Origin of the sequence: Glaciimonas sp. CA11.2 (genome assembly GCF_034314045.1) — a bacterium.
Classification (GTDB): domain Bacteria; phylum Pseudomonadota; class Gammaproteobacteria; order Burkholderiales; family Burkholderiaceae_D; genus Glaciimonas.
This window is the reverse complement of the sequence record NZ_JAVIWL010000001.1, coordinates 2,197,882-2,223,760: the sequence shown is the minus strand read 5'-3', so window position 1 is coordinate 2,223,760 and position 25,879 is coordinate 2,197,882. Positions and strand designations below refer to the sequence as shown.

Below are 25,879 nucleotides of genomic sequence, written 5' to 3'. Positions count from 1 at the left end.
GTTGCTGCGGGATGCGCCGCATCCAGCATCGTAGAGTTGCCCACTTCCACTTTTTCAACTGCCGAGGCGTTGCCATTGACACACGTGGCGGAATTTGCGATTGTGTTCATTGTCACTCCTGAATTAATCGATGCTCTGGATCCGATGCATTCAGTCTCCAGTTCAGCCATGCATATGTGTATGAGGAAATGGGCCATTCACATAGCCCATGCCGCTTAGCGACGCTTCTGCTTAGGCTCTGATCTTGAACGAAGCCGCATAGGCTTTAGGATCTTTTCCATCCCATACAACGCCATCCATCAACTTTGAACTGCGCATGACATCCTTTGGCACACTCGTTTTTGTCATCGTTGCAGCCTCTTTGTAGAGGTCGATCTGGCTCACCGATTTAGCAACGGCCAAATAGTCGGGATCGCTCTTCAACAAACCCCAGCGGCGATGCTGCGTCATGAACCACATGCCATCCGACAGATACGGGAAATTAACCAAACCGCCGTTGTAGAATTTCATGTAATTAGGATCGTCCCAAGTCTTACCAAGGCCGTTCTGATAGCGCCCCATAATGCGCTGATCGATCACATCTTTGCTGGTATTAACATACGATTTATCGGCAATCGTTTCTGCCATTTTGTTCTTGTTTGCCAGCGATTCATCAATCCATTTGCTGGCATCTAATACGGCCGCAATCAGCGCGCGACAAGTGTTCGGATTTTTCGTCACGAATTCGGCGGTAGTACCTAATACTTTTTCCGGATGATCTTTCCAGATTTCCTGCGTAGTGATGGCGGTGATACCGACGCCATCAACAATCGCACGATGCCCCCAAGGCTCGCCAACGCAAAAGCCATCCATATTTCCCACCCGCATATTGGCCACCATTTGCGGCGGCGGGACCGTGATGACCTTTGCATCTTTCATCGGGTTGATCCCGTTCGCCGCCATCCAGTAATACAGCCACATGGCGTGCGTCCCGGTCGGAAATGTCTGGGCGAAGGTATATTCACGTTTGTCGGTAGCCATCAATTTTGCGAGCGATGGTCCATCTACAGCGCCTTTGTCGGCCAGCTTTTTAGACAAGGTAATGGCTTGACCATTGTTATTGAGGCCCATCAACACAGCCATATCCTTTTTCTGTCCGCCGATCCCCATTTGGACGCCGTAAATCAAACCTGAAAGCACGTGTGCGGCGTCCAGCTCTCCATTGGAGAGCTTGTCGCGCACGCCAGCCCATGAGGCTTCTTTACTCAGAACAATTTTGATACCGTATTTTTTATCGAAACCAAGCACCGATGCCATGACAACAGAGGCGCAATCCGTCAGTGGAATAAAGCCGATCTTGACCTCAGTTTTTTCCGGCTTATCTGAGCCGGCTGCCCAAACGCCGCTACTAGCTAATCCCAACATACTGGCTCCTGCGGCAATCGTCGCTGTTTGAATGAGTTGACGGCGCTTAACATTTTCTAACGTAGCTGGAGCGCTCTCAGGCACTGCGACTTTTGATTCCATTGCTGTAGCTCCACTTTGTTTTGGCAACAAAAAAGGCATCGTCCCACAATGAGCAAATCATTGCGGGAAGACACCTTTGTCTTAGTTGGACAGACCGCCGTTGGCCATATCCAGAAGCGCCAGCATTGGCGCGTAATCTACTATACGCAAACAACGTGCCAGCATTCCTTGCAGCAACTCATCGCATTTGGTCCGAAAATATGCACTGCGTGTGTGCGCCGCACCAAATGTGTTAGCTTTTATTGGTGCAGAACATAAGGGAAAATGTAAAGAGCTGAGTAAGAACTAGGGAGAAATTGGACGGATTAACAAGGAATCCAGGGATTCCGTTCGCGATGAACGTTACCCCAACAAATCATTGGCGTCGATAATCCGTTGCGCCACTTCAGACAACTTCAAATTTTTATCCATGGCCAGGCGCCGCAATTTTTTATAAGCATCCTGCTCACTGAGTTGTTGACGCTCCATCAACAAACCTTTGGCCCGATCAATTACCTTCCGATCAGCCAATTTTGTTTTAGTGTCCGATAGCTCAGTTAAAAGCTTCTGCTCTTGATTGAAGCGCAGCATCGCCACCTCCAGCACAGGCTTAATGCGAGCGGTCTGTAACCCTGCCACGATGTATGCAGAAACTCCAGCGGCCATAGCGGCCTCCATGCTGGATTTCTTTTCATCTTCGGTGAACAAAACAATCGCCCTACGTGCATCGCGGGTCGCAATGACGACATGTTCCAGGACATCTCGAGCGTCGGATTCAGCGTCTATGATGATCATGTCCGGTTGCATTTGCGCAATACGTTCCGGCAAGTAAAGGTCGGCTGGCAACGAGGCAATGATGTTGTAGCCAGCCTCCAGCAATCCAATACGCAGGGCGTGGCTACGTTCCGCCTGCGCGATGAACGCAGGATCGTTGTCGCCCTCTATGGCAACTGGATTGACAACCACGATACGAAGGTTATGCATGCTACAAAGCCCGTGAAACATCATTTATTCGAAGCTGCATCCTAACAGACGCATTAGTAGGTAGTATAACAACCCATCAAGACGCCATAGTCATGCGTTTACATGCAAAAATCGCACCAGCCAGTGCGATTTTCGGTAGACACATGTTGCCTCAAACGGTTTCCTCAGTTAACTAACTAACCTGTTGCCAGCTCATTAACTCCCCGCCATTCAACGGCACTACCGTCGCGTCTCCCATCGGCAGTTCGGCTGGAATGGTCCAGGACTGACGTTTTAGCGTCACAAACCCTTGGTTACGTGGCAGGTTATAGAACGCAGGCCCATTGAAACTGGCAAAAGCTTCTAATTTATCCAGCGCGCCGACCTGATCAAAAGCTTGTGCATAAAGCTCCAAAGCATGTAATGCAGTGTAGCAACCCGCGCAACCACACGCCTGCTCTTTAAGACCTTTTGCATGCGGCGCAGAATCAGTACCCAGGAAAAAACGATCGCTTCCGGACGTCACCGCTTGCATCAACGCCAAACGGTGCGTCTCCCGCTTCAAAATAGGCAGACAATAATAATGCGGACGAATCCCGCCTTTAAAAATCTCGTTACGGTTGTATAGCAAGTGATGCGCCGTCACTGTCGCCGCGATCGGCCCGTCGGCGCTAGCAACATATTCGGCTGCGTCTTTAGTAGTGATGTGCTCAAAAACCACCTTTAATTCCGGCATATCGCGACGCAATGGCTGCATTACACGATCAATGAAGGCAGCTTCACGGTCAAAAATATCGACGGTTGGATCAGTCACTTCGCCATGCACCAAAAACGGCATGCCAAGTTCTTGCATGACTTCCAGCGTCTTGTAACACTTAGCGAGATCCGACACACCGGCGTCGGAGTTGGTGGTGGCGCCAGCGGGATACAATTTCACGGCATGCACAAAGCCACTCTCTTTGGCGCGACGAATTTCATCCGGTGGCGTGTTGTTGGTCAGGTAAAGCGTCATCAGCGGCTCGAACGACACACCTTCCGGTACGACCGCCAAAATACGCTCCCGGTATGCCGCTGCTTGCGCGACAGAGGTGACGGGCGGCTTCAAATTTGGCATCACAATCGCACGGGCAAACTGGCGTGCCGTATCCGGCAATACGCTTGCCAACACAATACCATCGCGTAAATGCAAATGCCAGTCATCTGGTCGGGTGATGGTCAAGCTATCAGTCATCTTCATTCTCTTCTGCAAAAAGTTGCTCCAGCATGCCAGCCGGATTATTCAGGAAATGGCGGGTAGTCGTGTAATGCTCAGTATCTTCATAGCGCGTTTCTGTCAGACCGCTCTGATCCAGCAAATAAATTCTAGCGTTTGGATACGCTAGCAAAATAGGGGAATGCGTCGCGATAATGAACTGACAGTTAGCTTGCGCCAGCCGATGAATGATGGCCAGCGCTGCTAGCTGTCGATTAGGTGAAAGCGCCGACTCTGGCTCATCCAGCATATAAAAGCCATTGGGCCGAAATTTGTTTTGCAATAACGCTAAAAAAGCTTCACCGTGCGATTGTTTGTGCAACGATCTGACGCCGTAAGACGGACCAATTAATCCGCCAAGGCCGGGCTCTGCATCCAACTCTTCAATGTTAGAGGCGACGTTAAAGAAACTTTCGGCACGCAAAAAATAGCCCGTTTTCGGACGCTTGAAACTTTTAACTGTTCTTAAATAATTGTGTAAATCTGAATGCGCGTTAGCCGTCGAAAAGCCGGTATTTTGATTGCCGCCTTCAGCGTTAAATCCCCATGCCACCGCCATCGCTTCCAATAGCGTTGATTTTCCAGCGCCGTTTTCGCCGACCAAAAATGTCACATCCGCATGAAAGTCCAACTTTTCTAACTCTCGGACAGCGGGAATACAAAAAGGATAGGCATCAAAGTCGATTTCTTTGACCGGGTCGATTTTTAAAGCACGGAGATAGGGTTTAGCGGCAAGCATGGCATCGTCGTTAGGGGAATGTGAGTATTTTACAGCAGCGACACCGATGAGCGACTTATCCACCACCATTCCAAGCGAATCTAAGCCGCACTTCGTCGTCCCACTTAGGGAGAAAAGTCCCTTTTGATATAAAAGACGAATGATTCCAGTCTTCATACATTCACTATTCGCTATTCGCTTTTCATTGCTCCTTATTCTCAGGTCAACGTGATATTTCCATTGCCCGCATGAAAAAGCCGCTTCAGCTTTAACCTGACGCGGCTTTTATTAACGTTACCTTAGTGGCAATTACTATTTGTACAAATATCGCTGCATTGAGTAGTAAGCGCTCAACAACGTTGTGTGACTGCTTAACAAGCACTTCACAAGCATCTGATGAGCGCTCGCTTTTTGCTTAATGGATAATTTTCGCCAAAAAGTCACGCGCACGATCAGAGCGAGGTGCACCAAAAAACTCTTCTTTTTTGCAGTCTTCCACAATCAGGCCCTGATCCATGAAAATGACGCGGTTCGCAACTTTCTTGGCGAAACCCATTTCATGCGTCACAACCATCATGGTCATGCCTTCTTGCGCCAGACCAACCATCACGTCGAGCACTTCGTTAATCATTTCAGGATCCAGTGCTGAAGTCGGCTCATCGAATAACATCGCAATCGGATCCATCGACAACGCGCGGGCGATGGCGACACGTTGCTGCTGACCACCTGACAACTGGCCCGGAAATTTATCTTTTTGCGCGCTCAAACCTACGCGGTCGAGATATTTCAAACCCTTTTCAGTCGCTTCACTAACGCTGCGACCCAACACCTTGATTTGACCGATTGTCAGATTTTCTCGAATCGACAGATGTGGAAAAAGTTCGAAGTTTTGAAACACCATGCCAATACGTGCGCGCAGTTTTGACAAATTTGTTTTTGGATTTCCCACCGAAATACCATCTACGGTGATGTCACCCTTTTGAAAAGGCTCAAGACCGTTAACAGTTTTGATGAGGGTCGACTTACCGGAACCGGAAGGACCGCAAACGACAACAACATCGCCCTTGGCAACGCTGGTGGTGCAATCGGTCAGTACTTGAAACTGACCGTACCATTTACTGACGTTATTAAGTTTAATCATGAAGTTTTCTCCAAATTGCTGAATACAGTTTTGCAAGTGTTCTCTATTGCCGCGCTACGAAGCAACGACAACGGATGCACGTTATCGAATAATCGCAACTTTTTCCTGCAGTTTCTTTACCAGCGTAGATAAGCCAAAACTCATCACGAAATAAACTACTGCCACGAACAGATACATTTCCACCAGACGGCCATCACGCTGGGCAATCTTTGACGCCACGGTGACAAACTCGGGCACTGATCCCAATACATACACCAATGAAACATCCTGGAATAATACGATCGTTTGCGTGAACAGGATCGGAATCATGTTGCGGAAAGCTTGGGGCAAAACAACGTTGCCCATCATCTGCCAATAGTTCATACCCAGTGCATAACCTGCTGACACCTGACCGCGTGGAATCGACTGTATACCGGATCGCATGATTTCGCAGTAATACGCCGCTTCGAATAAGATGAAGGTCACGAGTGCGGATGAAAATGCGTCGACTTGAATCGGTTGTGAAGCGCCGGTAATCCAGGCGCCAATGAACGGCATCAGGAAGTAGAACCAGAAAATCACCAGCACCAAAGGCACAGAACGAATCAGGTTAACGTAGCTGGTTGCAATGAACGAGATCGTTTTGCTGTGCGATAAACGCATCATCGCCAAAATAGTACCGAAGAAAATACCGCCAATCATCGCCGAAATGGTCAGCATCAACGTAAATTTCATACCAGTCGTAAAGAGATATACCCACGACCGTTCGATCACATTAAAGTCAAAATTCGCAAACATGATCAATGACCTCCCGTGCTAGCGCTGCCGGAGGTAATAAAACCCGGTACCGCTGTTTTTTTCTCCAAAAACCGCGCTAACAACAACGCTAAGCTAGAGATGATGATGTAGATGACCGTTGCACCAGTCAGCGATTCAAAAGTCTGAAAAGTGAATTCGCGCATCGAATAGGTGGCGGCAGTCAGCTCAACCAGACCAATAGTCAATGCCACCGAACTGTTCTTGATGATCGCGGCAAATTCATTGGTAAGCGCTGGTACGATAATTCGGAAAGCCATTGGCAACAGCACAAACCGATAAGTTTGTGGAAGTGTCAATCCAAGTGCTGTGCCAGCGAGCTTTTGGCCGCGTGGCAATGCATGAATCCCTGCAGAAACTTGTACGGCGACGCGGGACGAAGTAAAAAATCCCAGCGCGAGAAACGCGGTGATGAACGATGCATTCGGCAAACTTTTAAGCCAATTGCCGAGTCCGGCCGGAACCAGTTCGGGCATCACGTAATACCACAGGAACATTTGTACCAGCAATGGAATATTACGGAATAATTCAACATAACCATTGGCTATGCGCACGGCCCATTTATTCGGCATCGTGCGGATCGTACCGACGACAGTACCAATCACAAGCGCCATAATCCACGCCAAAGCGGACAGCGCTAGCGTCCATTTCAGCCCTGCCAGCAACGTTTCCATATAGGTGCTGACACCATCGGGAGACATTTGCCAGAAAATGTTCCAATTCCAGTTGTAATGCATATTGAGTCCCTCTATTACACTAGTAGTCAGTCCAGCCAAATTTGACGGTTATAAATGGCGTCTTTTTTCGGCCGCTTAGTTGTTCGTCATTGCATAGCTAGCTATGCCGCTACTCTCTTTCGCCTTATCAGACGAAAAAATCTATCCACTTCCATACCGTTAATTCAGCTCGACTGACTGCTAGTGATTATTACCAATGACAGTGCTGGGACTAAAAAAAAAATTTGTGCATCACAGCAACTTTTACATCGGAAATAAAACGGGAGGCTTTCGCCCCCCTTTTTGTTTAAGATGCCCGCATCTTATTTTTTCTTGGAAGATTCTTTTTGCGCTTCCGGTACTGCAGCATAAGTCGCTGGATCACCCGAATCTGTTGGTTTGGCAAACGCCGCCTTCAGCTCTGGGCTCATCGGGATATTTAGCGTGATTCCCTTTGGTGGAATCGCCGCCAAGAACCACTTCGCGTAGATCTTGTTGATTTCGCCTGATTTATACACGTTGGTCAACGCTGTATCGACTGCCTTTTTGAATGGCAAATCGCCTGAACGCTCAATGATGCCGTATGGCTCAACTGACAATGCTTCAGTCGTGATCGAATAGTCTTTTGGCGCCTTTGAACTAGCAGCTAACGATGACAACAAAATATCATCCATTGCGAAGGCAACCGCGCGACCTGTCTCGACCATCAGGAAAGCTTCGGCATGATCTTTAGCCGCCAAAATATTCATACCCAATTTGCGCTCACCATTCAATTCGGTGATTTGCTTCAGGTTAGAAGTTCCGGAAGTCGACACGATCGTCTTGCCCTTCAAATCATCAAGTTTAGTGATGTTAGAGGTTTTTTTAGCCAACAAACGATTTGCTGTGACAAACATTGTTGGCGCAAAGGATACAACCTTCTGACGTTCCAGATTGTTGGTAGCGGAGTCGCAGGACAAATCAATTGCGCCATTTGAGATCAACGGAATACGTGTCGCGGACGTGACGGGTACCATCTTGACATTTAGCGCAGTCATACCCAGTTGTTTTTGAATGGCAGTGGCTGCCTTCATACACAAATCGATTGAATAACCCTGATACGACTGCTTATCGTCAAGGTATGAAAATGGAATTGAGGAATCGCGAACACCCAGCGTAATGGTGCCAGTATCCTTGATTTTTTTAAGCGTACCGGTCAGTTCTTGAGCTTGGGCTGCGCCAGCAATCACACCAATACTGATTAACGCAACGATTAACTTTGATACCTTCATAACGACTCCCCGGAAAATAATTGTTTAGTTTAACAAAATCAACACCGCAGCAGAAAAACTTTATCTGCCCTGCTACCAACGCGATATAAAAAATAAGTCTTTTACTTATTTCGACTACTACGCTGTCCTGCTTTCGCACTATTGTTAACGGCAGTGAACTGACATTTTACAAAAAATATCATCGCTAATCGAGATTAATTGCCAACCTGATCCGATGGAAAACGTAGCGACTCTTTAAGCAAATAACCCATCGGCATATTCAGATTTATATTATTTTTTGCAGTTATCGGATTAAGAAACCATTTTTGATAGAGTTTATTTAAGTCGCCATCCTGAATCAACCGCGCCATTTCAAGATCAACTAATGCTTTAAAAGCAGGATCATCTTTGGGTAACATAATCGCGTAAGGCTCGGTACTCAGCGCATCGCCAACCACTTGGTAAGCAGCTGGATTTTTTGATGCCGCGCGCAAGCCATACAGCAGCACATCATCCATCACAAATGCATCAACCTTTTTGTCCTCAACCATACGAAATGAATCATCGTGCTCGCGCCCTTCCAATAAAACGATATTAAGTGACCGTACCTGACCGCGATCACTCAAGGTTTTCACACTCGTCGTTCCCTTAGTCGAGGCAACCTTCTTGTTGCGCAAATCCGGCCAGTTTTTTATACCTGAATCAGTATTCACAACCATTCGTACCCCAGCGATAAAATGCGCAATCGTGAATGCGACATGCTGACGTCTCTCTGGCGTATTCGTTGTTGACCCACACTCAAGGTCTGCTTTGCCGGACTCGATTGTCGAGATACGTAACGCCGATGTCACCGGGACATAAGCGATTGTTAATTGTGATAATTTTAATTTTTGCTTAACCGCTTCCGCGATTTTCAAACATATATCGATGGAATAACCAATTGGCTTCTTATTCTGATCAAGAAAAGAAAATGGTAATGAGGCATCACGATAGGCGATCGTAATCGTTTTGGTGTCACGAATCTTGTCTAATATGTCAGCATGTGCGCTGATGGACGCCGTGCTGATGAGAAATCCGCTGAGCATCAATGCTAAATACTTTATAGGACCCGACCCGACAATGCGATCTTTTTGTATAACGCCAGTGTTGGCCTTGCCTTCCATCATAACTACACTTTCCCTTAAAAGATGCGCTAAAACCGCATTCTCGATTGTGACGCAAGATTCAAGCCAGCGGCAACATTCGTCGATGGCGGTGTCCGATTGGTTGTCTAAGTCGGCTAATGGCTTCATCCCAGCCCGATGTGAGTAGCAGACAGTGCCAAAATTCGGCACTATCCAAACTCCAAACCCTTCCGGCATCAATTGCCTGCCTGACAACGACCCAAAATGATGCACGCAAAAAATAGACGACTATAGCGTATCCTTAATCAAGGATACAAGCCACGCATTTCACGCGCTTGCAAAACACGGGTGCACGCCATAATAAATGCCGCTGTTCGTAACGATACTTTCTTCTCCTCTGCCAGTTGCCACACCGAGGTGAAGGCCTCTCGCATGATCCGGGTCAGGCGCAAGTTGATTTCATCTTCCGTCCAAAAGAAGCTGGAAAAATCCTGCACCCATTCAAAATAACTCACGGTCACACCGCCCGCATTGGCGATAACATCCGGTACGATCAATACACCCTTGTCGTGCAAAATATCGTCAGCCGCAGGTGTAGTAGGTCCATTTGCACCTTCCAAAATGATCTTGGCACGAATAGTGTGAGCAGTATCAACGTTGATTTGCTGTTCAAGCGCAGCAGGAATCAAAATATCACAATCGGTCGCCCAAAAGAGTGCACGGTCGGCAATCTCTTCACCGCCTTGAAATCCAGCAACGCTGCCGGTTTTAGTGACGTAATCTTGCAATGCCACGACATCCAGACCGCTATCACGCACGATGGTGCTCATATGATCCTGGACAGCGACGACCTTAGCGCCAGCCTCAGAAAACAGGCGTGCGGCGATGCCACCGACGTTACCGAATCCTTGCACCGCAACACGCGCGCCTTTGATATCCAGGCCGCGCTTAGAGGCGGCTTCGCAGCCGACCACGAATACTCCTCGGCCGGTGGCTTCACGCCGTCCCAGACTGCCGCCGAGGGAAATTGGTTTTCCAGTGACGACACCGGAGGCGGTGCTACCCTGATTCATCGAATAGGTGTCCATCATCCACGCCATGATCTGTTCGTTAGTGTTAACGTCCGGGGCGGGAATATCTTTATTGGGACCGATGATGATGTTTATTTCGCTAGTGTAACGGCGCGTCATGCGCTGTAACTCTCCTGGCGAAAGGGTCTTGGGATCGACGCGAATACCGCCTTTTGCGCCACCGTACGGAACGTTGACGGCGGCATTTTTAACAGTCATCCATGCGGATAATGCCATTACTTCCGACAAGGTTACGTCCTGATGAAAACGCACCCCGCCTTTTCCTGGGCCGCGTGAAGTATTGTGCTGTACGCGATAACCTTCGAAGTGGGCAATGGTGCCGTTGTCGCGTTCGATCGGTACATCAACGATCAGAATACGCTTTGGCCGCTTCATGGTTTCGACCCAACGCGCTAACGAGCCCAAATAAGGCGTTACACGATCGATTTGTTCAAGGTAATCGCCCCATGGACCAATGCCATGTGTCGACAAATAAGAAGGAACTTCATGCTGAATAGACATTTTAGAACGCGCTCCGTAGGTTGCAATGAGGTGCAAATAAGGTGAGGTAAGGCGCACAAAACAGCCCTATTAATCTCGCAGCGAATCGTAAAACATTGGGGTGCCTCAATTCCAATGCTTTGTATGCATGCCATTATGCATTTTTTGCATGGATACGATTAAATCGGCCTGATCGACTGTTTTCCGGACCACGTGCTCACTTAAAATGCATCTTGCTACTTTACTTTTTTGGTTTGCTTTTTCTTCGTTTTTCTTGGTTTTTTACTTTGCTTTTTTCTTTGCTTTTACCGTATTGGTCAATTCACTCGTTTTGCGCGCTGGCATCTTCAACTCTTGCTTCTGTAATAAGTAAAACCAAAGCCGCGCCACCACAGGTTTGCCGGGGCGTTGCGCAGTTGGGCGTTCACGATATAAGCGAATTTCCATGGTTGCCTCCCACTCAGTTGCGCCATCGTCCACGCGCGCCAACTGCTTAAGTTTGACTTCCCGCGTCACAGCGGACTCTGGCAGAAAGGCGACCCCATGCCCTTCGAGCGCCATCATTTTTAAGCCTTCCGCCATATCCGTTTCATAGCGCTTATCCAGATGTAGTGGCTTCTTGGCGTCGGCCAAAATCAATTCCACCATTCGTCCGAGATAGGCGTTACTGGTATAGGACAAAAAAGGCAAAGGCGTGTCACTACTACCGGGGAATAAATAATCGGGTACTCCAGTTTTGTTGCATTGGGCATAAGCACGCAGCACTTCACTACCTAACGTGAGCATGTCATAACGACCGGAGTCGAGTTGCACCGGTTGACGCGGATGGTGATAACACAACAACAAATCGCAACCACCATCGACCATTGTCATGACCGCATCGTGGACATTGAGTGCAATTAAACGGGTAGTGAGCGCACCGAAATCCGTCTCAAGCAAGCGAATCCAGCGCGGCATATACGTTAATGACAACGTGTGCGGGACGGCAAAATCAACGGTATTTAATCCGGTCGGGCGCTTGCCGCGCATGAGCGCTCGCGCATTGTTAATCTGCCCGAGCATTTCCATCGCTTGCTCGTAAAAAACTTCGCCGGATGGCGTTAACCGCGTCGGGTACGACGTGCGATCAATCAAATCTGCGCCAAGCCAGGCCTCCAGCGATTGTATTCTGCGCGAAAACGCAGGCTGTGTGACATGACGCAGCTCTGCAGAACGACTGAAACTATGCGTTTCGGCCAACGAAATAAAGTCTTCTAACCATTTGCTTTCCATTCCCCTATCGTAACGCGAAGTCGGTCTTGGAAGGGTCCCTCACCGTGCAAAAAAATATCAAATGCGGGACAAAAATAGTTCAATGCTGACTTTAAGTGCACTAACCGTATCAGATCGGTTAATTTCAATGTTCAGCAAGTCAGTCGATTACGTCGACCAACCCTCTTTGGTTAGCCCCTTTACGACTGAAAATCACACATTCAGCTGAACACAAACGCCATCAGACTTCTGCAAGCGGCATCTGGGGAACAGACGGTGACGATGCTGGCGAAGCCTCTTCAGGATTAGCTTGCTGGCGCGCCCACATTTGTGCGTAAGCGCCATCCGTCGCCAACAATTGACTATGCGTGCCGCGTTCGATGATGCGCCCGTGGTCCAGCACCAGAATTTGCTCGGCATCGGCGATCGTCGACAAACGATGCGCAATCACCAGCGTGGTTCGGTTTTTTGCAATTTCTTTTAATTGCGTCTGGATTGCCTGCTCGGATTTAGAGTCGAGGGCAGAAGTCGCCTCATCAAAAATTAATAGCGCCGGATCTTTTAGCAAGGTACGCGCGATCGCCACACGTTGCTTTTCTCCGCCCGATAATTTTAATCCCCGCTCGCCGACCATGGACGCATAGCCATCTGGAAGCGATTCAATAAAATCATGAATATGCGCCGCTTTCGCCACCGCTATTATTTGTGCTTTGCTGGCACTCGGCATACCGTAAGCAATGTTGTATTCGATAGTGTCATTAAATAACACGGTGTCTTGCGGCACAATGCCGATCGCCTGACGTAAAGACGTTTGCGTAATAGCGCGGATATCTTGCCCATCGATCGTAATTTTCCCCTCGTTGATATCGTAAAAACGAAACAGCAAACGCGATAGCGTCGACTTGCCTGAACCGCTATGCCCGACCACTGCAGTAGTCGTGCCGGCAAGGATCGTAAAGTCGACGTCAAACAGAATTTGGCGATTGCTTTCATAGCTAAAATCGACATGTGAAAAATGGACTTGCGCACCGGTGGTGAATAGCGGCATGGCATCCGGCGCATCGGCAATCTCGCGGTTCTCATCAAGTAGCGAAAACAAGCGCTCCATATCGGCCAGGCTTTGTTTGATTTCACGATAAATAACACCCAAAAAATTGAGCGGAATATATAACTGGATCATGAACGAATTGACCAATACCAAATCACCCAATGTCATCTTACCGTCGATGACCCCTTGGGTTGCGCGCCACAGAATCAACGTCACCGCGATGGCGATGATCAGAGACTGTCCCGTATTGAGCAGCGATAATGAGGTTTGCGATTTCACCGCAGCGGTTTCGTACTCACTCAAGCCATCATCGTAGCGCTTGGCTTCATAGGCCTCGTTGCCAAAATATTTGACGGTTTCATAATTGATTAAAGAGTCGATCGCTTTGGTATTGGCTTTCGAGTCGAGCGCATTCATGGTGCGCCGAAAGTGGGTACGCCATTCAGTCACCACAACGGTGAAAGTAATATAGATAACCAATGCGCCGCCGGTGATAACCGTGAACCAGATATCGTAATGAATAGCCAGATAACTCAGCACCAGCGTGATCTCAACCAGCGTCGGCAAAATACTAAATAAAGTGTACGAAACCAGAGACGATATACCGCGGGTACCACGTTCAATGTCGCGCGTCATACCGCCGGTTTGTCGATTCAAATGAAATCGCAGCGATAGCGCATGTAAATGCCTGAACACTTGCAGCGCAATGGTCCGCACTGCACGTTGCGTGACCCGCGCAAATACAAATTCGCGCAACTCGGTAAATAAGGTTGTGCTCAGTCGCAACGCGCCATATGCTGCCAATATACCCAGCGGCAAAACCAGCATGGCCTGCGGATGCAATGCCGTAATCGTCATGCTATCGACCAGTCGCTTAAGGACCAGTGGAACCCCAACGTTTGCCATTTTTGCACCGACCAAAAATAATAGCGCTAGCGAAACGCGCCATTTATAAGTCCACAAATAGGGTATCAACGTTTTTAACGTGGACCAGTCGCTCCGTTTAGAAGCGGGCGCAGACGCTAGATTGGAGGCATCTGTAGAGGGAGTAGAGTAACGACGCATGGATAGAATCTTGTGGAATAGTTTATGCTGAAGGCCAAGCTACTATTGTAGCCCTTAAGGATTAAAGGATTAAAGGATTAACAACATGACTGAACAAATTAACACGGCCAACGCGGATATATTGCCAGTTGGAAAAATGCCACAATTGCGCGTGATGCCTATGCCCAGTGACGCCAATGTCTACGGCGACGTCTTTGGCGGCTGGATTATGGCCCAAGTGGATGTCGCTGGCTCTTTACCAGCAACCCGTCGCGCCAACGGTCGCGTGGCAACCATTGCAGTGAATTCGTTTGTTTTTAAAAATCCGGTGTTCGTCGGCGACCTGTTGTCCTTTTACGCGGAAATTGTCAAAGTCGGCAATACTTCGATTACCGTCTATGTAGAAGTCTACGCCGAACGCAACCGTCTGCAAACAGAGATCGTTAAAGTGACCGAAGCTACGTTGACCTACGTTGCCACCGACCTAAATCGTAAACCCAGACAAATCCCACAATTGGATTAACTGCAAGATGTGCGGCTCAGGTTCGCCACGCGCATGTGCCGTTCAGTAAATGCGCCAGAGTAGTCAGCGTGCGGCAATTGTTAGGCGATAGGCATGCAAATGCCATGAAATCAATTCCTCTGACAATTGCCCAACTCACCCGAAATCGCCGCGGCAGCCTTTTTTACAATGGGGATCAGTGCCTGCATTCGCTTGTGCGGCATGTAAGGCAAGGTACTGGACACGCTGATAGCCGCAACGATCATGTGGCTAGCGTCACGAATGGGCGCTGCGACGCAGCGGATTGATGGTTCGTTGTCCTCCAGATCAAAGGAAAAATCTCCTTTTGCGTATTGCTGCATTTGCTCAAGAAAGTCGCCCCAGCTCCCTTTTTTTAATAACTTTAGGCTATCGACGGTATGCACAAAAGACCGTTTCTCGTACAAATCCTTCCATCCTTCCTCATTCAGGCCAAGCATCAAAGCTTTACCGACGCCGGTGGTGGCAATTGGCATGCGATGCCCCACGCGCGAGCGCATTTCCAGACCCTTTTTGCCTGAAATTTTGTCGAGATAAAGAACGTCATCCACATCCCGTACGGCGAGATGAATCGTGTCATTGGTTTGCTCTGCGAGCGATTCCAGATAGGGCCTTGCGACCACGGAAAGTGATACTTCTTCGCGCGCCTGAAACCCCAGCTCAATTAATTTAGGGCCAAGCGCGTAGCCGGTACTCGAGCTAAAGCGCAAATAACGTTCCTGCACCAGACAACTGGCGAGCCGATGCGTCGTGCTGCGGGTAGTGCCCACGGCAGAAGCGATGTCCATCAATTCACGCGCGCCAGCGGCGACTGCATGCACTACAGCCAAGCCGCGCGACAAAGTTTGTGTGCCGGTAGGGTTCAAGCCGTTTTGGGAAACCTCAACTGTCGCCGCTGGCTTAGTCATATTCAACACTTTCTTTTTATAAATCGATATCAAACCAGAATCACCCCACTATTTGGATGCATATTACAGGCAGGAATAATGAATGTCCCGTAGCGCATTTTACACAAAATAGTATTAAAATCCCACATATTGGGACGTAGTTTCATATATTGACAAAATAAATATGAAGGTCTAGAGTGCGATAACCGCTTCAAAGACGCTTTGCGCCACGGTCATCGGCGACGTTGACTTGGGACTTAAATGAAATGCGGGAATTGCCGCATCAAAGAAATGCAAAGGTCACGATTGGCCGACGATCAGACCAGTCAGGCCCCGCTTTAGTGGCTTAGTGGCATCAATAACAGACACCAAACGCCAGGACAATGATGAAGGTAACGTGGAAGATAAACTCATGAATCAAACCCAATTAATTGCCTTGGATTGGGGCACCTCGTCATTACGTGCGTACCGCATCGGTCATCAAGGTGTGGTGCTTGAGCAACGGGCGCTTTCTACGGGAATTATGCATTTGCCGACTGTTACTACCGAAAACCAACAAGCGCTGGGCGACAAAGCTGGCTTCGAACTCGCTTTTCGACAAGCCTGTGGCGATTGGTTAGCGGCAGCACCACCAACACCGATCATCGCTTGCGGCATGATTGGCAGTATGCAAGGCTGGTGTGAAGCGCCTTACTTGCCGATACCGATTGCCATTAATCAGATCGGAAAAACGTTAAAAACTGTACAAACCTCCGATGGATTAGTCGTCCATATTGTGCCGGGCCTGATACAACATTCCACCTTGCCCAACGTTATGCGCGGGGAAGAAACACAAGTCATCGGTGCATTAGCGATAGCAGCCGAACAGCGCGGAAAGCATCAGCATTCAGTAGATGATGTATTGATCGGTCTGCCGGGTACACACTCAAAATGGGTACGCGTGCATCAGCATAGTACCGAGCCGACTATCCAGCATTTCGACACCTTCATGACCGGCGAAGTTTACGCCGCGTTGTGTGCGCATACTATTTTGGGACGGACCATGCAAATGGATGCCGCCTTTGACTTCGGCGCTGATACTGAAAAAAATACGGCCAATCATTTGGCTTTTTCGCGTGGCCTTGAAGTGGCGCAGACCGTTGCAGGAAGGGCCGGCGTACTTTCTACGATTTTCAGTACCCGCACATTAGGTTTAACCGATGCGCTGGACGGCAGCGGACAACGCGAATATCTCTCAGGACTATTGATTGGCCATGAGATAGCGGTGTTGCGTGCATCGCTGGAGGAGTTGGTACATCAGCCGCAGCAAATCATCCTGATTGGCGACGCTACGTTGTGCGCGCGTTATAAAACGGCATTAGATATCTATGAAATAAAAGGCGCTACCGTGACAGCAAAAGCGACTGAGCGTGGCTTATGGATGCTGGCGAAACAGGCGGGACTGGTTTCCGCTAACGCAGTGCCAGTCTGATGTCGCCCGCCAGCATGGACACAATATTGCAACAGATATTTATTATATTAAGGACCACCAGATGTTAAAAAATGCGATGAAACAATGCGGCATGATCGCGATTTTACGCGGGGTTCATCCCGGCGAAGTCGCGGCTATTGGCATGGTACTTTACACCGCAGGATTCCGCGTCATTGAAGTGCCATTAAACTCACCCGAGCCGTTTGAAAGTATTCGTCTGTTACGGTCTGCATTGGCCAATGATTGCGTCGTCGGCGCAGGAACTGTTTTAACCCAGGCGCAAGTAATCGAGGTAAAAAATGCAGGCGGTGAAATCATTGTCATGCCGCACAGCGACGCCACCATGATCGGCGCTGCAAAGCAGGCTGGGCTAGCCTGCGCTCCTGGCGTCGCCACTGTCACCGAGGCGTTTGCCGCATTGGCCGCTGGCGCGGATATTCTTAAAATGTTCCCTGCCGAGCAGCTCGGCCCCATCGTCGTAAAAGCGTGGCGGGCGGTGATTCCGGCGAGTGTTGCACTGGTCCCTGTCGGCGGTATTACGCCAGAAAATATGGCGGCTTTTGTGGCCGCCGGGGCTTCTGGATTTGGTCTTGGTTCTGCCCTTTATAAACCCGGTATGCATGCTGAACAAGTGCGACTGAACGCAGAACAATTTATCGCTGCCTGGCGTGCCGTCATCGCTTAGGTGGGCGGCTTGATCGGCAATAGAACGCCATAGAATAATAAGGAGATGACTGCATGAAAATCACAAAACTTACCACTTACATTGTGCCGCCGCGGTGGTGCTTTTTAAAGATCGAAACTGATGAAGGTGTCGTGGGATGGGGCGAGCCAGTCGTTGAAGGCCGTGCCCATAGCGTCGCGGCGGCCGTAGAAGAGTTATCCGACTATCTGATCGGCAAAGATCCGCGCAACATCGAAGATCACTGGACGGTACTATATCGTGGCGGATTTTATCGCGGCGGCGCCATACACATGAGCGCACTAGCCGGTATCGATCAGGCGCTGTGGGATATTAAAGGTAAGGATCTCGGGGTCTCAGTCAGCCAGCTATTGGGCGGCCCGGTGCGCGATAGCATCAAGGTGTATTCATGGATCGGTGGCGACCGTCCTGCAGACACCGCAGCCGCGGCAAGAGATGCCGTCGCACGTGGTTTTAGTGCCGTCAAAATGAATGGCACGGAAGAGTTGCAATTCGTCGATTCTTATGAAAAAGTCGAAGCGATGCTGGCCAATGTTGCAGCAGTCCGCGATGCCGTGGGTCCGCATATCGGTATCGGCGTCGATTTCCATGGCCGCGTGCATAAACCAATGGCGAAGATTTTGATCAAGGAACTTGAACAATACAAACTGATGTTTATTGAAGAGCCGGTTCTGAGCGAAAACTATGAGGCACTAAAAGAAATAGCGCATCTGACCAGTACGCCAATCGCCCTCGGCGAACGGCTGTATTCGCGCTGGGATTACAAACGCATTCTCAGCGAAGGCTACGTGGATATTATTCAGCCCGACGTGTCGCATGCCGGTGGCATCACAGAAACGCGCAAGATTGCCACCATGGCCGAAGCCTACGATGTGGCCGTTGCCCTGCATTGCCCACTCGGCCCAATCGCGCTGGCAGCGTGCCTGCAAGTTGATGCGGTTTCATACAACGCATTCATTCAGGAGCAGAGCTTGGGTATTCATTACAACGAGAGCAACGATCTACTCGACTATGTGGTCGATCCTGGCGTATTCGCCTATAACGAAGGCTATGTCACCATCCCACAAGGGCCGGGTCTGGGGATTGAGATCAATGAGGAATATGTAAAAGAACGCGCTACCCTTGGTCACCGCTGGCGTAATCCGATCTGGCGTCACAAGGATGGTAGTTTCGCAGAATGGTAAAACGGTTTTAGCATCACGCCAGCTCATCATCAAATAAATTAGACCGACAAAATCCCCGAGATGCGTTAAGCATTTCGGGGATTTCTATATCGCACTATCGTATAAGCAAACGCCATATGAGCAAACTTATGCTGCTTCTTTTTGCGGCACCTTTTCGTCGCGCAACTCACGTCGCAAAATCTTACCGACGTTAGTCTTCGGTAATTCGGTGCGGAATTCAATATATTTCGGTCGCTTGTAACCGGTCAGTTGCTCTTTACAATAACCCATCAATTCCTCTACAGTTAGTGAAGGATCTTTACGCACAACAAATAGCTTAACGACTTCGCCAGCATGTTCATCCGGCACGCCGATACATGCGCACTCCAGCACACCTGGATGTTCAGCAACCACACCCTCAACTTCATTCGGATAGACATTGAAACCTGAGACCAAAATCATATCTTTTTTACGATCGACAATCTTGGTATAACCATGCTCGTCCATCACACCGATGTCACCAGACTTAAAGAATCCATCTCGCGTCATGACCAATGCGGTTTCGTCCGGACGATTCCAGTAACCGACCATGACTTGTGGTCCACGAATGGCGATTTCACCGGCTTCTCCCAACGCGACCGGATTTCCAGCATCATCGAGGATCACGATTTCAGTTGATGGCAATGGCAATCCGATGGTGCCATTGTAGGCTGTAATCGTCGGCGGGTTGGCACAGGCAATGGGCGATGTTTCCGATAGGCCGTAACCTTCGATAATAGGACAACCGGTCACTGCCATCCATTTATCAGCGACTACTTTTTGTACTGCCATACCGCCGCCGACACAGACTCTATAACTAGAAAAATCCAACTTCGCAAAATCGGGATGATTGACCAGTGCGTTATACAGTGTGTTCACCGCTGGAAACGTATTGATTTGATACTTGGATAATTCCTTGATCAGACCGGCGATGTCTCGAGGATTTGGAATCAATACATTTAGCGCGCCTTCGCGCATACCAAATATGCCGCATATGGTCAGGGCGAAGATATGGTAAAGCGGCAAGGCGCAGACGAACACGAGTTGCTCAATCTCGGGGCCTTTATCCAAGCCCGGTGAAAGCCACGCTTCCGCTTGCAACACGTTCGCAATTACATTGCGATGAGACAGCGTTGCACCCTTAGACACGCCGGTTGTGCCGCCGGTATATTGTAAAAATGCGACGTCCTCTTGTGTCGTCGCAATCGGCGTCAAGGTCATGGACCCAGCCTCCGACAGCAAACGCTTAAATGGGGTGGAACCGGGCAATAAAAATACCGGCACCATTTTTTTAACGTGCCGTACCACCAAATTGACGATCAACCCTTTAGCGCCCATCAAGTCGCCCATCGTGGCGACAACCACGTGTTTTATCTTGGTGCGAGTGAGTACCTGTTGCAACGTCGTAGCAAAGTTCTCCAAAACGAAAATCGCTTCCGCACCAGAGTCGTTCAACTGATGTTCCAGTTCCCGCGGCGTGTAGAGAGGATTAACGTTGACGACGGTATATCCGGCACGCAAAATGGCCGCGATCACCACGGGATATTGTAAAACGTTTGGCATCATAATCGCGACCCGCGCGCCTTTTTGCATGCCTTTGCTTTGTAGCCATGCGGCCACTTTTCTCGATAACTGATCAACCTCAGCGTAGGTCAGATACTTGCCCATGCAAACATAGGCATTACGCCCAGCATACGTTTGAAATGCCTCCTCCAGCAAATGCACTAAAGATCGATACGGGGTGTAATCAATTTCGGCAGGAACGCCTTCGGGATACGATTTAAGCCAAAATTTATCCATGGTCTGCCCTAGTCTCTCGTTGTTATTAATGCAATCTTATAAAAAGGATCATCAGCCATTTTGTTAGCGTTAACTCCCAAAATCCGACTAAGCCGGGAAAAATTTATAAAATAGCGCATAGAAGAAGTGAATGAATTTTAAAAGAATCTGTTTTCACATAAAAAAGCACGATTGTTTTATTCTACCGCGATGCTATCGGTCATGACGCGCACTTGCAAGTGTTTTGCACCATATTCGAGTAACTCCTCGGCAAAAGCAGGCATGCAATGTTGCCGCCTGATAGACGATTTATTCTAAAAATCAAGCGCTTTATGACTTCCTTCCAGTGCGCTCGTTTTTTGCTTTGCCGATGCAGATGCCAAATCGATTAACTGACGACGCCGCTCTTCTTTGGGCAGCGCCGCCAACTTGCCGACGGCAATATAAAATTGTGGAAAGGTTTTTTGCTGCGCCAGCAATCCACGAAATCCCGGTTCAAGCGCGTAATAAGTGTCGACCAATGCCAGATGTGCATTCGACAGCGGCTCAGCAAACCAGCGGTCGTAACCCACGTAACCACCCCAATGCGCTTTCAGTACCTGATACTCTGTCTGGAGTGCGGCAAAAATACGGATTTTATTCTGCCTCTTTGCGGCGTCGCTCAGATCGCCTGAATAAACATCCATCAATCGCTGACGGTACTTTAATAGCAGGGCTAAAAATTCGGTTTTGCGACCTTCAAATTCCGCGTATGTGCGCCGTCGTTTCTCATCTCCATTCACCGCCAGCCACTGCTCAGCGCCGGCCTCCTCTACCGTGGTGGCAAATGCTTCGTTAAAATCGGTATCGCCTTTGACGTACAACAATTGATGCGACAGCTCGTGAAAAATTAACCGCGCTAACTCTGCATCCGGATAGTTAATAAAAGTCGACATCACCGGATCATTAAACCAGCCCAATGTCGAATAGGCCGGCACGCCCAGCACTTGCACATCGTAACCTTCACTGCGAAGTTGCGCGCCGTATTGTTGGGCGCTTTGCTGGTTATAGTAACCACGATAGGAAACGCAGCCCGCAATGGGGAAACACCACTGTTTTGGTGTTAGCGATAACGCGGGCGCGGCGACCACGTTCCACAGTACAAACTTGCGCTGCAGTTGCACATAATTGCGATAACTTCCGTTGTCCGGTAGGCCCAATTCACTGACAGCAAACTGACGAATTTCTTTAACGGTTCGCAACTGCGACTTCAACTTATCACTGGCGGCTGGATCATCCAGCCACACAGAAATGGGGCGCGCATCGGCTAGCAGCGAAAGCTCTCCATTCGCTGCCTGGGCATAATAACCAAGCTGCGTACAGCCGGTCATTAACGCTGTCATTAAGACTGCCGACAACGCTGTCAACAACCTGAGTAACAGCGCCGTTAAACGCGCCATTAATAGGGTTTTCGGCAATGCGATCATATGAAGTTTTCCTCCTCCGTCTTCTCGACAACGAAGGTATCAGGAGTCAAAAAAACGCCGCCGACCACCGTCTTAAAAGTAACTCATCGCGAGCGCTTCAGATTACCTCGACTTCAACCAATACGTCGTAAAAAGTAGGCGCTCGTCCCATATCGGTTAAGCGCTGACTCGTCACTTCGTTGGCATTTTTTCCGTCGGGAGCAAATTTTTTCCACCAGATAGACAGGCCCACGACCAATCCCGTTCGCGCCTTATCAGTCACCCTGACTTTGGCGACGAAGGTGCCGCGATCGTTGTAAATACGAACCGTGTCGCCAGTCGCTATCCCGCGCTGGAGTGCGTCGGCCGGATGCATATCGAGATGCGGTTCACCCTCGGTATCACGCAAACTTTGTACATTTACAAAACTGGAGTTCAAAAAATTTCGTGCCGGTGGCGAAATCATGGCTAAAGGATATTTAGCCGCCAATGCAGGATTACTTGCGACTGATTCGTAAGGTGCAATATAAGTCGGCAATGGATCCAATCCATCCGCCAGCATACTGGCACTAAAGAACTCACACTTACCCGATGGTGTTTGGAACCCACCGTTAGCAAATGGCGCAGCCGGCGCATTCAGTTTTTGCCATCCCTTTTGCTTTAACGCGTCCCAGTCAAAATGAATCGCGCGTTCATTTCGACGATCAAAAGCTTGTGCAGCAATCGCATGATCTGACTCTTTAAAACAATCATCGTCAAATCCCATGCGTGCTGCCAGCAATCGAAATATTTCAGTATTCGGCTTTGCCTCGCCTAACGGCGCAATCGCAGGGTTATTCGCCAGCATGTACAAATGGCCGTAAGACGAGTGCACGTCAGCGTGCTCAAGTTGAGTTGTTGCGGGCAAGAGGATATCGGCGTAATCGGCGGTGTCGGTCTGAAAATGCTCCAACACTACCGTGAATAAATCCTCGCGCGCGAAGCCTTGGGCGACCGTTCCCGATTGTGGCGCGACCGCAACCGGATTCGCGTTGTAGACAATCAGCGCTTCAATTTTAGCGCCAAAATCGGCCGACGTTTCACGCAGCAAATCATCTCCGATGGTGCTCATGTTGATCGTCCGCAATCGCATCTTATGATGTTTCAAAAGGTCCGGACGTTGCAATGCTTGCAGGTTCTTCGGGAAACTATCGGATGTCGATAATTGCACTCCGCCAGCGGCGTGACGCCAGGCTCCTACCAGCGCTGGCAGACAAGCGATATTACGCACAGCCATCCCGCCACCGCGAACACGCTGCAAGCCATAATTGACACGGATGGCCACGCCATCGCCCGCGCGCGCAGCGCTTCCATAATCGCGCGCTAGCTGAATAACCTCTTGCGCAGTAATGCCGCACACCTCGGCAACCCTTTCTGGTGGCCATTCCAAAGCACGCTCTTGCAATTGATCGAAGCCCATCGTATGTTGCGCAATGTAATCATGATCCAGCAGATTCTCGCCAATCAAGACATGCATCATGCCCAGCGCCAGAGCCGCATCGGTTCCTGGCAGCAGAGCAATATGCTGGTGACATTTTTCCGCGGTCAGTGATCTATAGGGATCAATCGCTATGAGCTTCGCACCATGGCGTTTGGCTTCCTGCACGCGCATCCATAGATGCAGATTGGAGGCGATCGGATTCCCACCCCAAATTACAATAAATTTGGCATTTTGAAACTGCTCAAGATCTGTTCCTACGCGAGCGCCAATCGTATATTTATAACCGGCCCCACCAGCCGCCGCGCAGATAGTGCGGTCCAATAGCGAAGCCCCGATTCGGTTAAAAAATCGCATCGACATCGACTCACTCTGCACCAATCCCATGGTTCCGGCGTAACTATAGGGCAGTATCGCTTGCGGATCGCGTGCGGCAATTGCACCCAAGCGCGTTGCAATAGTATCCAGTGCCTCATCCCAACTAATGCGAACGAACTTGCCCTCACCTTTGACACCCACCCGCTTCATAGGGTGGAGTAATCGGTCCTTGTGATAAGTCCGCTCGGTATAGCGTGAAACCTTGGTGCAAAGAACGCCTGCAGTACTCGGGTGATCAGGGTCACCGCGCACTTCAGTCGCAACACCGTCCTGGACGGTCACCAGCAACGCGCAGGTATCGGGGCAATCGTGCGGGCAAGCGGCACGGACAATAGTTGTGGTCATGATCGTTTGGGTGAAAATGGATTAATTCGGAGCAACGTATACCGTTGACTTAACAGTTAATTAGCATTTAATTATTAAGTGCATTTAACAATTATCGACAGATAACTTATCAGAATTAATCCATCGACATGAAAATTTCTACTATATCGAACTGCACGTACACACCTTGGGCGTTCTCAAAGACCAAGTGCAACACCTTCTGCTGTAAGGTGCCGCCATGGCGAAAATTTACAAACATTTAACTACTCAGGAACGCGCCGTCGTCATGACCATGCGCGACGACCTGTGCTCCACCCGATCCATTGCTAAACGCCTTTGCCGTTCAGCCAGCACGATTAGCCGCGAACTCAAACGCACCAGCGGTGCCGGCGTCTACGATGCCAATCTGGCCCACGCACAATGCCAGGCGCGTCGTGTCCTGCCGCGACGTCTTCCCAAACTGCACGCGGACGGGGCCTTGTTCCAGGTCGTCCGGCATCAGCTAAAACTCCTCTGGTCGCCGCAGCAAATAGCGCGCAAACTCAGGGCCCTTTGGCCCGACAATTCTGAGAAATCTGTGTCCCACGAGACCATCTACAACGCCATCTACTTGCACCCACGCGGCGAACTCAAGCGTGAGCTGATTGCCTGCCTGCGTCACCACAACCAGGTCCGTAAGCCACGCAGCCGTGGCACCGATCGCCGGGGTCAGATCCCAGATATGCAGAGCATCCACATCCGGCCTCCAGAGGTCGAGGACCGCCTCATTCCCGGCCATTGGGAAGGGGACTTGATCAAGGGTGCCGGCAACCGCTCATCGGTGGGCACGCTGGTCGAGCGCACGACCGGCTTTGTGGTGCTCGCCAAGATGGACAACGCAACCACCAAAGCGGTCGTCGACAGCTTCTCGGCGGTGCTCAACCGCGAGCCGGCAGCGATGCGCAAGACCATGACTTACGACCAAGGGCGCGAGATGCACGGCCACAAAATCCTCACCGAGCGCACCGGTGTTCAGATCTATTTCGCCGACCCGCACAGCCCTTGGCAGCGCGGGTCAAATGAAAATACCAACGGCTTGTTGCGCCAATACATGCCCAAGGGTTCGGACCTGTCGATCTACTCTCAGGACGAACTCGACGCCATCGCCTTGTCGCTCAATACGCGTCCAAGAGCAAGGCTCGATTATGAGTCGCCACTCGTCGTTTATACTCAGCACATCGCGTTGCTACAACATCCGACTGACACTGTTAATTAACCCAGTGTTGCGCTTGGTATTTGAAACCGCCTTGCTATAAACAAGGCCGCTTACCCATA

21 protein-coding genes are annotated in these 25,879 nt (G+C 49.7%); 5 read left to right on the top strand and 16 right to left on the bottom strand.

The features are described from left to right. Window positions 1–231: 231 nt before the first annotated feature. The 12 genes from RGU75_RS09490 to RGU75_RS09435 all read right to left on the bottom strand — a co-directional run bounded on the left by RGU75_RS09490 (window position 232) and on the right by RGU75_RS09435 (window position 14,379). Complete coding sequence (locus tag RGU75_RS09490; RefSeq protein WP_416186801.1) at window positions 232–1,506, bottom strand: CmpA/NrtA family ABC transporter substrate-binding protein; 1,275 nt, start codon at window positions 1,504–1,506, stop codon at window positions 232–234. A gap of 342 nt (window positions 1,507–1,848) precedes the next feature. Next, window positions 1,849–2,469 (bottom strand): ANTAR domain-containing response regulator, encoded by a 621-nt coding sequence (locus RGU75_RS09485; RefSeq protein WP_322235274.1) that lies wholly within the window; start codon window positions 2,467–2,469, stop codon window positions 1,849–1,851. Between the two features lie 172 nt (window positions 2,470–2,641). Continuing rightward, the gene (pyrC, locus tag RGU75_RS09480; RefSeq protein ID WP_322235271.1) at window positions 2,642–3,679 is read right to left on the bottom strand and encodes a dihydroorotase; all 1,038 of its coding nucleotides are present in this window, start codon (window positions 3,677–3,679) and stop codon (window positions 2,642–2,644) included. Continuing rightward, window positions 3,672–4,439, bottom strand: a complete 768-nt coding sequence (locus tag RGU75_RS09475) for an AAA family ATPase (RefSeq protein WP_322240380.1) — start codon at window positions 4,437–4,439, stop codon at window positions 3,672–3,674. Before RGU75_RS09475 ends, pyrC begins: the two co-directional genes overlap by 8 nt. A gap of 394 nt (window positions 4,440–4,833) precedes the next feature. Then, window positions 4,834–5,559, bottom strand: coding sequence for an amino acid ABC transporter ATP-binding protein (locus tag RGU75_RS09470; protein WP_322235268.1), 726 nt, complete (start codon window positions 5,557–5,559; stop codon window positions 4,834–4,836). Between the two features lie 81 nt (window positions 5,560–5,640). Beyond that, window positions 5,641–6,336: an amino acid ABC transporter permease gene (locus RGU75_RS09465; protein WP_322235264.1), complete on the bottom strand. Its 696-nt coding sequence runs from the start codon at window positions 6,334–6,336 to the stop codon at window positions 5,641–5,643. A 2-nt stretch (window positions 6,337–6,338) separates the two neighbouring features. Then, a complete protein-coding gene (locus RGU75_RS09460; RefSeq protein WP_322235262.1) occupies window positions 6,339–7,091 on the bottom strand; it encodes an amino acid ABC transporter permease in 753 nt (250 codons plus the stop codon). A gap of 302 nt (window positions 7,092–7,393) precedes the next feature. Next, window positions 7,394–8,341 carry an amino acid ABC transporter substrate-binding protein gene (locus RGU75_RS09455; RefSeq protein WP_322235259.1) on the bottom strand — a complete coding sequence of 316 codons (948 nt, stop codon included), beginning with the start codon at window positions 8,339–8,341 and terminating at the stop codon, window positions 7,394–7,396. A gap of 194 nt (window positions 8,342–8,535) precedes the next feature. Beyond that, window positions 8,536–9,654, bottom strand: a complete 1,119-nt coding sequence (locus tag RGU75_RS09450) for an amino acid ABC transporter substrate-binding protein (RefSeq protein ID WP_322235256.1) — start codon at window positions 9,652–9,654, stop codon at window positions 8,536–8,538. A gap of 95 nt (window positions 9,655–9,749) precedes the next feature. Further along, window positions 9,750–11,036 (bottom strand): Glu/Leu/Phe/Val dehydrogenase, encoded by a 1,287-nt coding sequence (locus RGU75_RS09445; RefSeq protein WP_322235253.1) that lies wholly within the window; start codon window positions 11,034–11,036, stop codon window positions 9,750–9,752. Between the two features lie 261 nt (window positions 11,037–11,297). Continuing rightward, complete coding sequence (locus RGU75_RS09440) at window positions 11,298–12,287, bottom strand: LysR family transcriptional regulator (RefSeq protein WP_322235250.1); 990 nt, start codon at window positions 12,285–12,287, stop codon at window positions 11,298–11,300. 220 nt (window positions 12,288–12,507) lie between these two features. Beyond that, window positions 12,508–14,379, bottom strand: a complete 1,872-nt coding sequence (locus RGU75_RS09435; RefSeq protein ID WP_322235247.1) for an ABC transporter ATP-binding protein/permease — start codon at window positions 14,377–14,379, stop codon at window positions 12,508–12,510. A gap of 85 nt (window positions 14,380–14,464) precedes the next feature. Here RGU75_RS09435 and RGU75_RS09430 point away from each other — a divergent pair, with 85 nt between their 5' ends. After that, on the top strand, window positions 14,465–14,881 hold the full coding sequence (locus tag RGU75_RS09430) for an acyl-CoA thioesterase (RefSeq protein WP_322235245.1): 417 nt from the start codon (window positions 14,465–14,467) through the stop codon (window positions 14,879–14,881). Between the two features lie 110 nt (window positions 14,882–14,991). On the opposite strand, the gene RGU75_RS09425 is transcribed toward RGU75_RS09430, so the two are convergent. Then, window positions 14,992–15,807 carry an IclR family transcriptional regulator gene (locus RGU75_RS09425; protein ID WP_322235243.1) on the bottom strand — a complete coding sequence of 272 codons (816 nt, stop codon included), beginning with the start codon at window positions 15,805–15,807 and terminating at the stop codon, window positions 14,992–14,994. A gap of 391 nt (window positions 15,808–16,198) precedes the next feature. On the opposite strand from RGU75_RS09425, the gene RGU75_RS09420 reads away from it, so the two are divergent. From RGU75_RS09420 to dgoD, 3 genes are all read left to right on the top strand, one after another. Further along, on the top strand, window positions 16,199–17,257 hold the full coding sequence (locus RGU75_RS09420; RefSeq protein ID WP_322235241.1) for a 2-dehydro-3-deoxygalactonokinase: 1,059 nt from the start codon (window positions 16,199–16,201) through the stop codon (window positions 17,255–17,257). Window positions 17,258–17,318: 61 nt separating this feature from the next. After that, window positions 17,319–17,942 (top strand): 2-dehydro-3-deoxy-6-phosphogalactonate aldolase, encoded by a 624-nt coding sequence (locus tag RGU75_RS09415; protein ID WP_322235239.1) that lies wholly within the window; start codon window positions 17,319–17,321, stop codon window positions 17,940–17,942. 53 nt (window positions 17,943–17,995) lie between these two features. After that, window positions 17,996–19,144 carry a galactonate dehydratase gene (gene dgoD, locus RGU75_RS09410; protein WP_322235237.1) on the top strand — a complete coding sequence of 383 codons (1,149 nt, stop codon included), beginning with the start codon at window positions 17,996–17,998 and terminating at the stop codon, window positions 19,142–19,144. Window positions 19,145–19,270: 126 nt separating this feature from the next. On the opposite strand, the gene RGU75_RS09405 is transcribed toward dgoD, so the two are convergent. The 3 genes from RGU75_RS09405 to RGU75_RS09395 all read right to left on the bottom strand — a co-directional run bounded on the left by RGU75_RS09405 (window position 19,271) and on the right by RGU75_RS09395 (window position 24,586). Further along, window positions 19,271–20,962: a long-chain fatty acid--CoA ligase gene (locus tag RGU75_RS09405; protein WP_322235234.1), complete on the bottom strand. Its 1,692-nt coding sequence runs from the start codon at window positions 20,960–20,962 to the stop codon at window positions 19,271–19,273. A 293-nt stretch (window positions 20,963–21,255) separates the two neighbouring features. Beyond that, on the bottom strand, window positions 21,256–22,407 hold the full coding sequence (locus RGU75_RS09400; protein ID WP_416186800.1) for an aminopeptidase: 1,152 nt from the start codon (window positions 22,405–22,407) through the stop codon (window positions 21,256–21,258). 97 nt (window positions 22,408–22,504) lie between these two features. Then, window positions 22,505–24,586, bottom strand: a complete 2,082-nt coding sequence (locus RGU75_RS09395) for a molybdopterin oxidoreductase family protein (protein ID WP_322235232.1) — start codon at window positions 24,584–24,586, stop codon at window positions 22,505–22,507. Window positions 24,587–24,803: 217 nt separating this feature from the next. Here RGU75_RS09395 and RGU75_RS09390 point away from each other — a divergent pair, with 217 nt between their 5' ends. Continuing rightward, window positions 24,804–25,820, top strand: coding sequence for an IS30 family transposase (locus RGU75_RS09390; protein ID WP_322234666.1), 1,017 nt, complete (start codon window positions 24,804–24,806; stop codon window positions 25,818–25,820). Window positions 25,821–25,879 lie beyond the last annotated feature (59 nt).

Excerpts from the sequence above, each read along its gene's own strand:
- RGU75_RS09490 (WP_416186801.1), bottom strand. The coding sequence starts at position 1,506 with ATGGAATCAAAAGTCGCAGTGCCTGAGAGCGCTCCAGCTACGTTAGAA.
- RGU75_RS09400 (WP_416186800.1), bottom strand. The coding sequence starts at position 22,407 with ATGATCGCATTGCCGAAAACCCTATTAATGGCGCGTTTAACGGCGCTG.
- RGU75_RS09440 (WP_322235250.1), bottom strand. The coding sequence starts at position 12,287 with ATGGAAAGCAAATGGTTAGAAGACTTTATTTCGTTGGCCGAAACGCAT.
- RGU75_RS09465 (WP_322235264.1), bottom strand. The coding sequence starts at position 6,336 with ATGTTTGCGAATTTTGACTTTAATGTGATCGAACGGTCGTGGGTATAT.
- RGU75_RS09405 (WP_322235234.1), bottom strand. The coding sequence starts at position 20,962 with ATGGATAAATTTTGGCTTAAATCGTATCCCGAAGGCGTTCCTGCCGAA.
- RGU75_RS09460 (WP_322235262.1), bottom strand. The coding sequence starts at position 7,091 with ATGCATTACAACTGGAATTGGAACATTTTCTGGCAAATGTCTCCCGAT.
- RGU75_RS09485 (WP_322235274.1), bottom strand. The coding sequence starts at position 2,469 with ATGCATAACCTTCGTATCGTGGTTGTCAATCCAGTTGCCATAGAGGGC.
- RGU75_RS09445 (WP_322235253.1), bottom strand. The coding sequence starts at position 11,036 with ATGTCTATTCAGCATGAAGTTCCTTCTTATTTGTCGACACATGGCATT.
- RGU75_RS09420 (WP_322235241.1), top strand. The coding sequence starts at position 16,199 with ATGAATCAAACCCAATTAATTGCCTTGGATTGGGGCACCTCGTCATTA.
- RGU75_RS09475 (WP_322240380.1), bottom strand. The coding sequence starts at position 4,439 with ATGCTTGCCGCTAAACCCTATCTCCGTGCTTTAAAAATCGACCCGGTC.
- RGU75_RS09395 (WP_322235232.1), bottom strand. The coding sequence starts at position 24,586 with ATGACCACAACTATTGTCCGTGCCGCTTGCCCGCACGATTGCCCCGAT.
- RGU75_RS09415 (WP_322235239.1), top strand. The coding sequence starts at position 17,319 with ATGTTAAAAAATGCGATGAAACAATGCGGCATGATCGCGATTTTACGC.
- RGU75_RS09470 (WP_322235268.1), bottom strand. The coding sequence starts at position 5,559 with ATGATTAAACTTAATAACGTCAGTAAATGGTACGGTCAGTTTCAAGTA.
- RGU75_RS09455 (WP_322235259.1), bottom strand. The coding sequence starts at position 8,341 with ATGAAGGTATCAAAGTTAATCGTTGCGTTAATCAGTATTGGTGTGATT.
- RGU75_RS09430 (WP_322235245.1), top strand. The coding sequence starts at position 14,465 with ATGACTGAACAAATTAACACGGCCAACGCGGATATATTGCCAGTTGGA.
- RGU75_RS09425 (WP_322235243.1), bottom strand. The coding sequence starts at position 15,807 with ATGACTAAGCCAGCGGCGACAGTTGAGGTTTCCCAAAACGGCTTGAAC.
- dgoD (WP_322235237.1), top strand. The coding sequence starts at position 17,996 with ATGAAAATCACAAAACTTACCACTTACATTGTGCCGCCGCGGTGGTGC.
- RGU75_RS09390 (WP_322234666.1), top strand. The coding sequence starts at position 24,804 with ATGGCGAAAATTTACAAACATTTAACTACTCAGGAACGCGCCGTCGTC.
- pyrC (WP_322235271.1), bottom strand. The coding sequence starts at position 3,679 with ATGACTGATAGCTTGACCATCACCCGACCAGATGACTGGCATTTGCAT.
- RGU75_RS09435 (WP_322235247.1), bottom strand. The coding sequence starts at position 14,379 with ATGCGTCGTTACTCTACTCCCTCTACAGATGCCTCCAATCTAGCGTCT.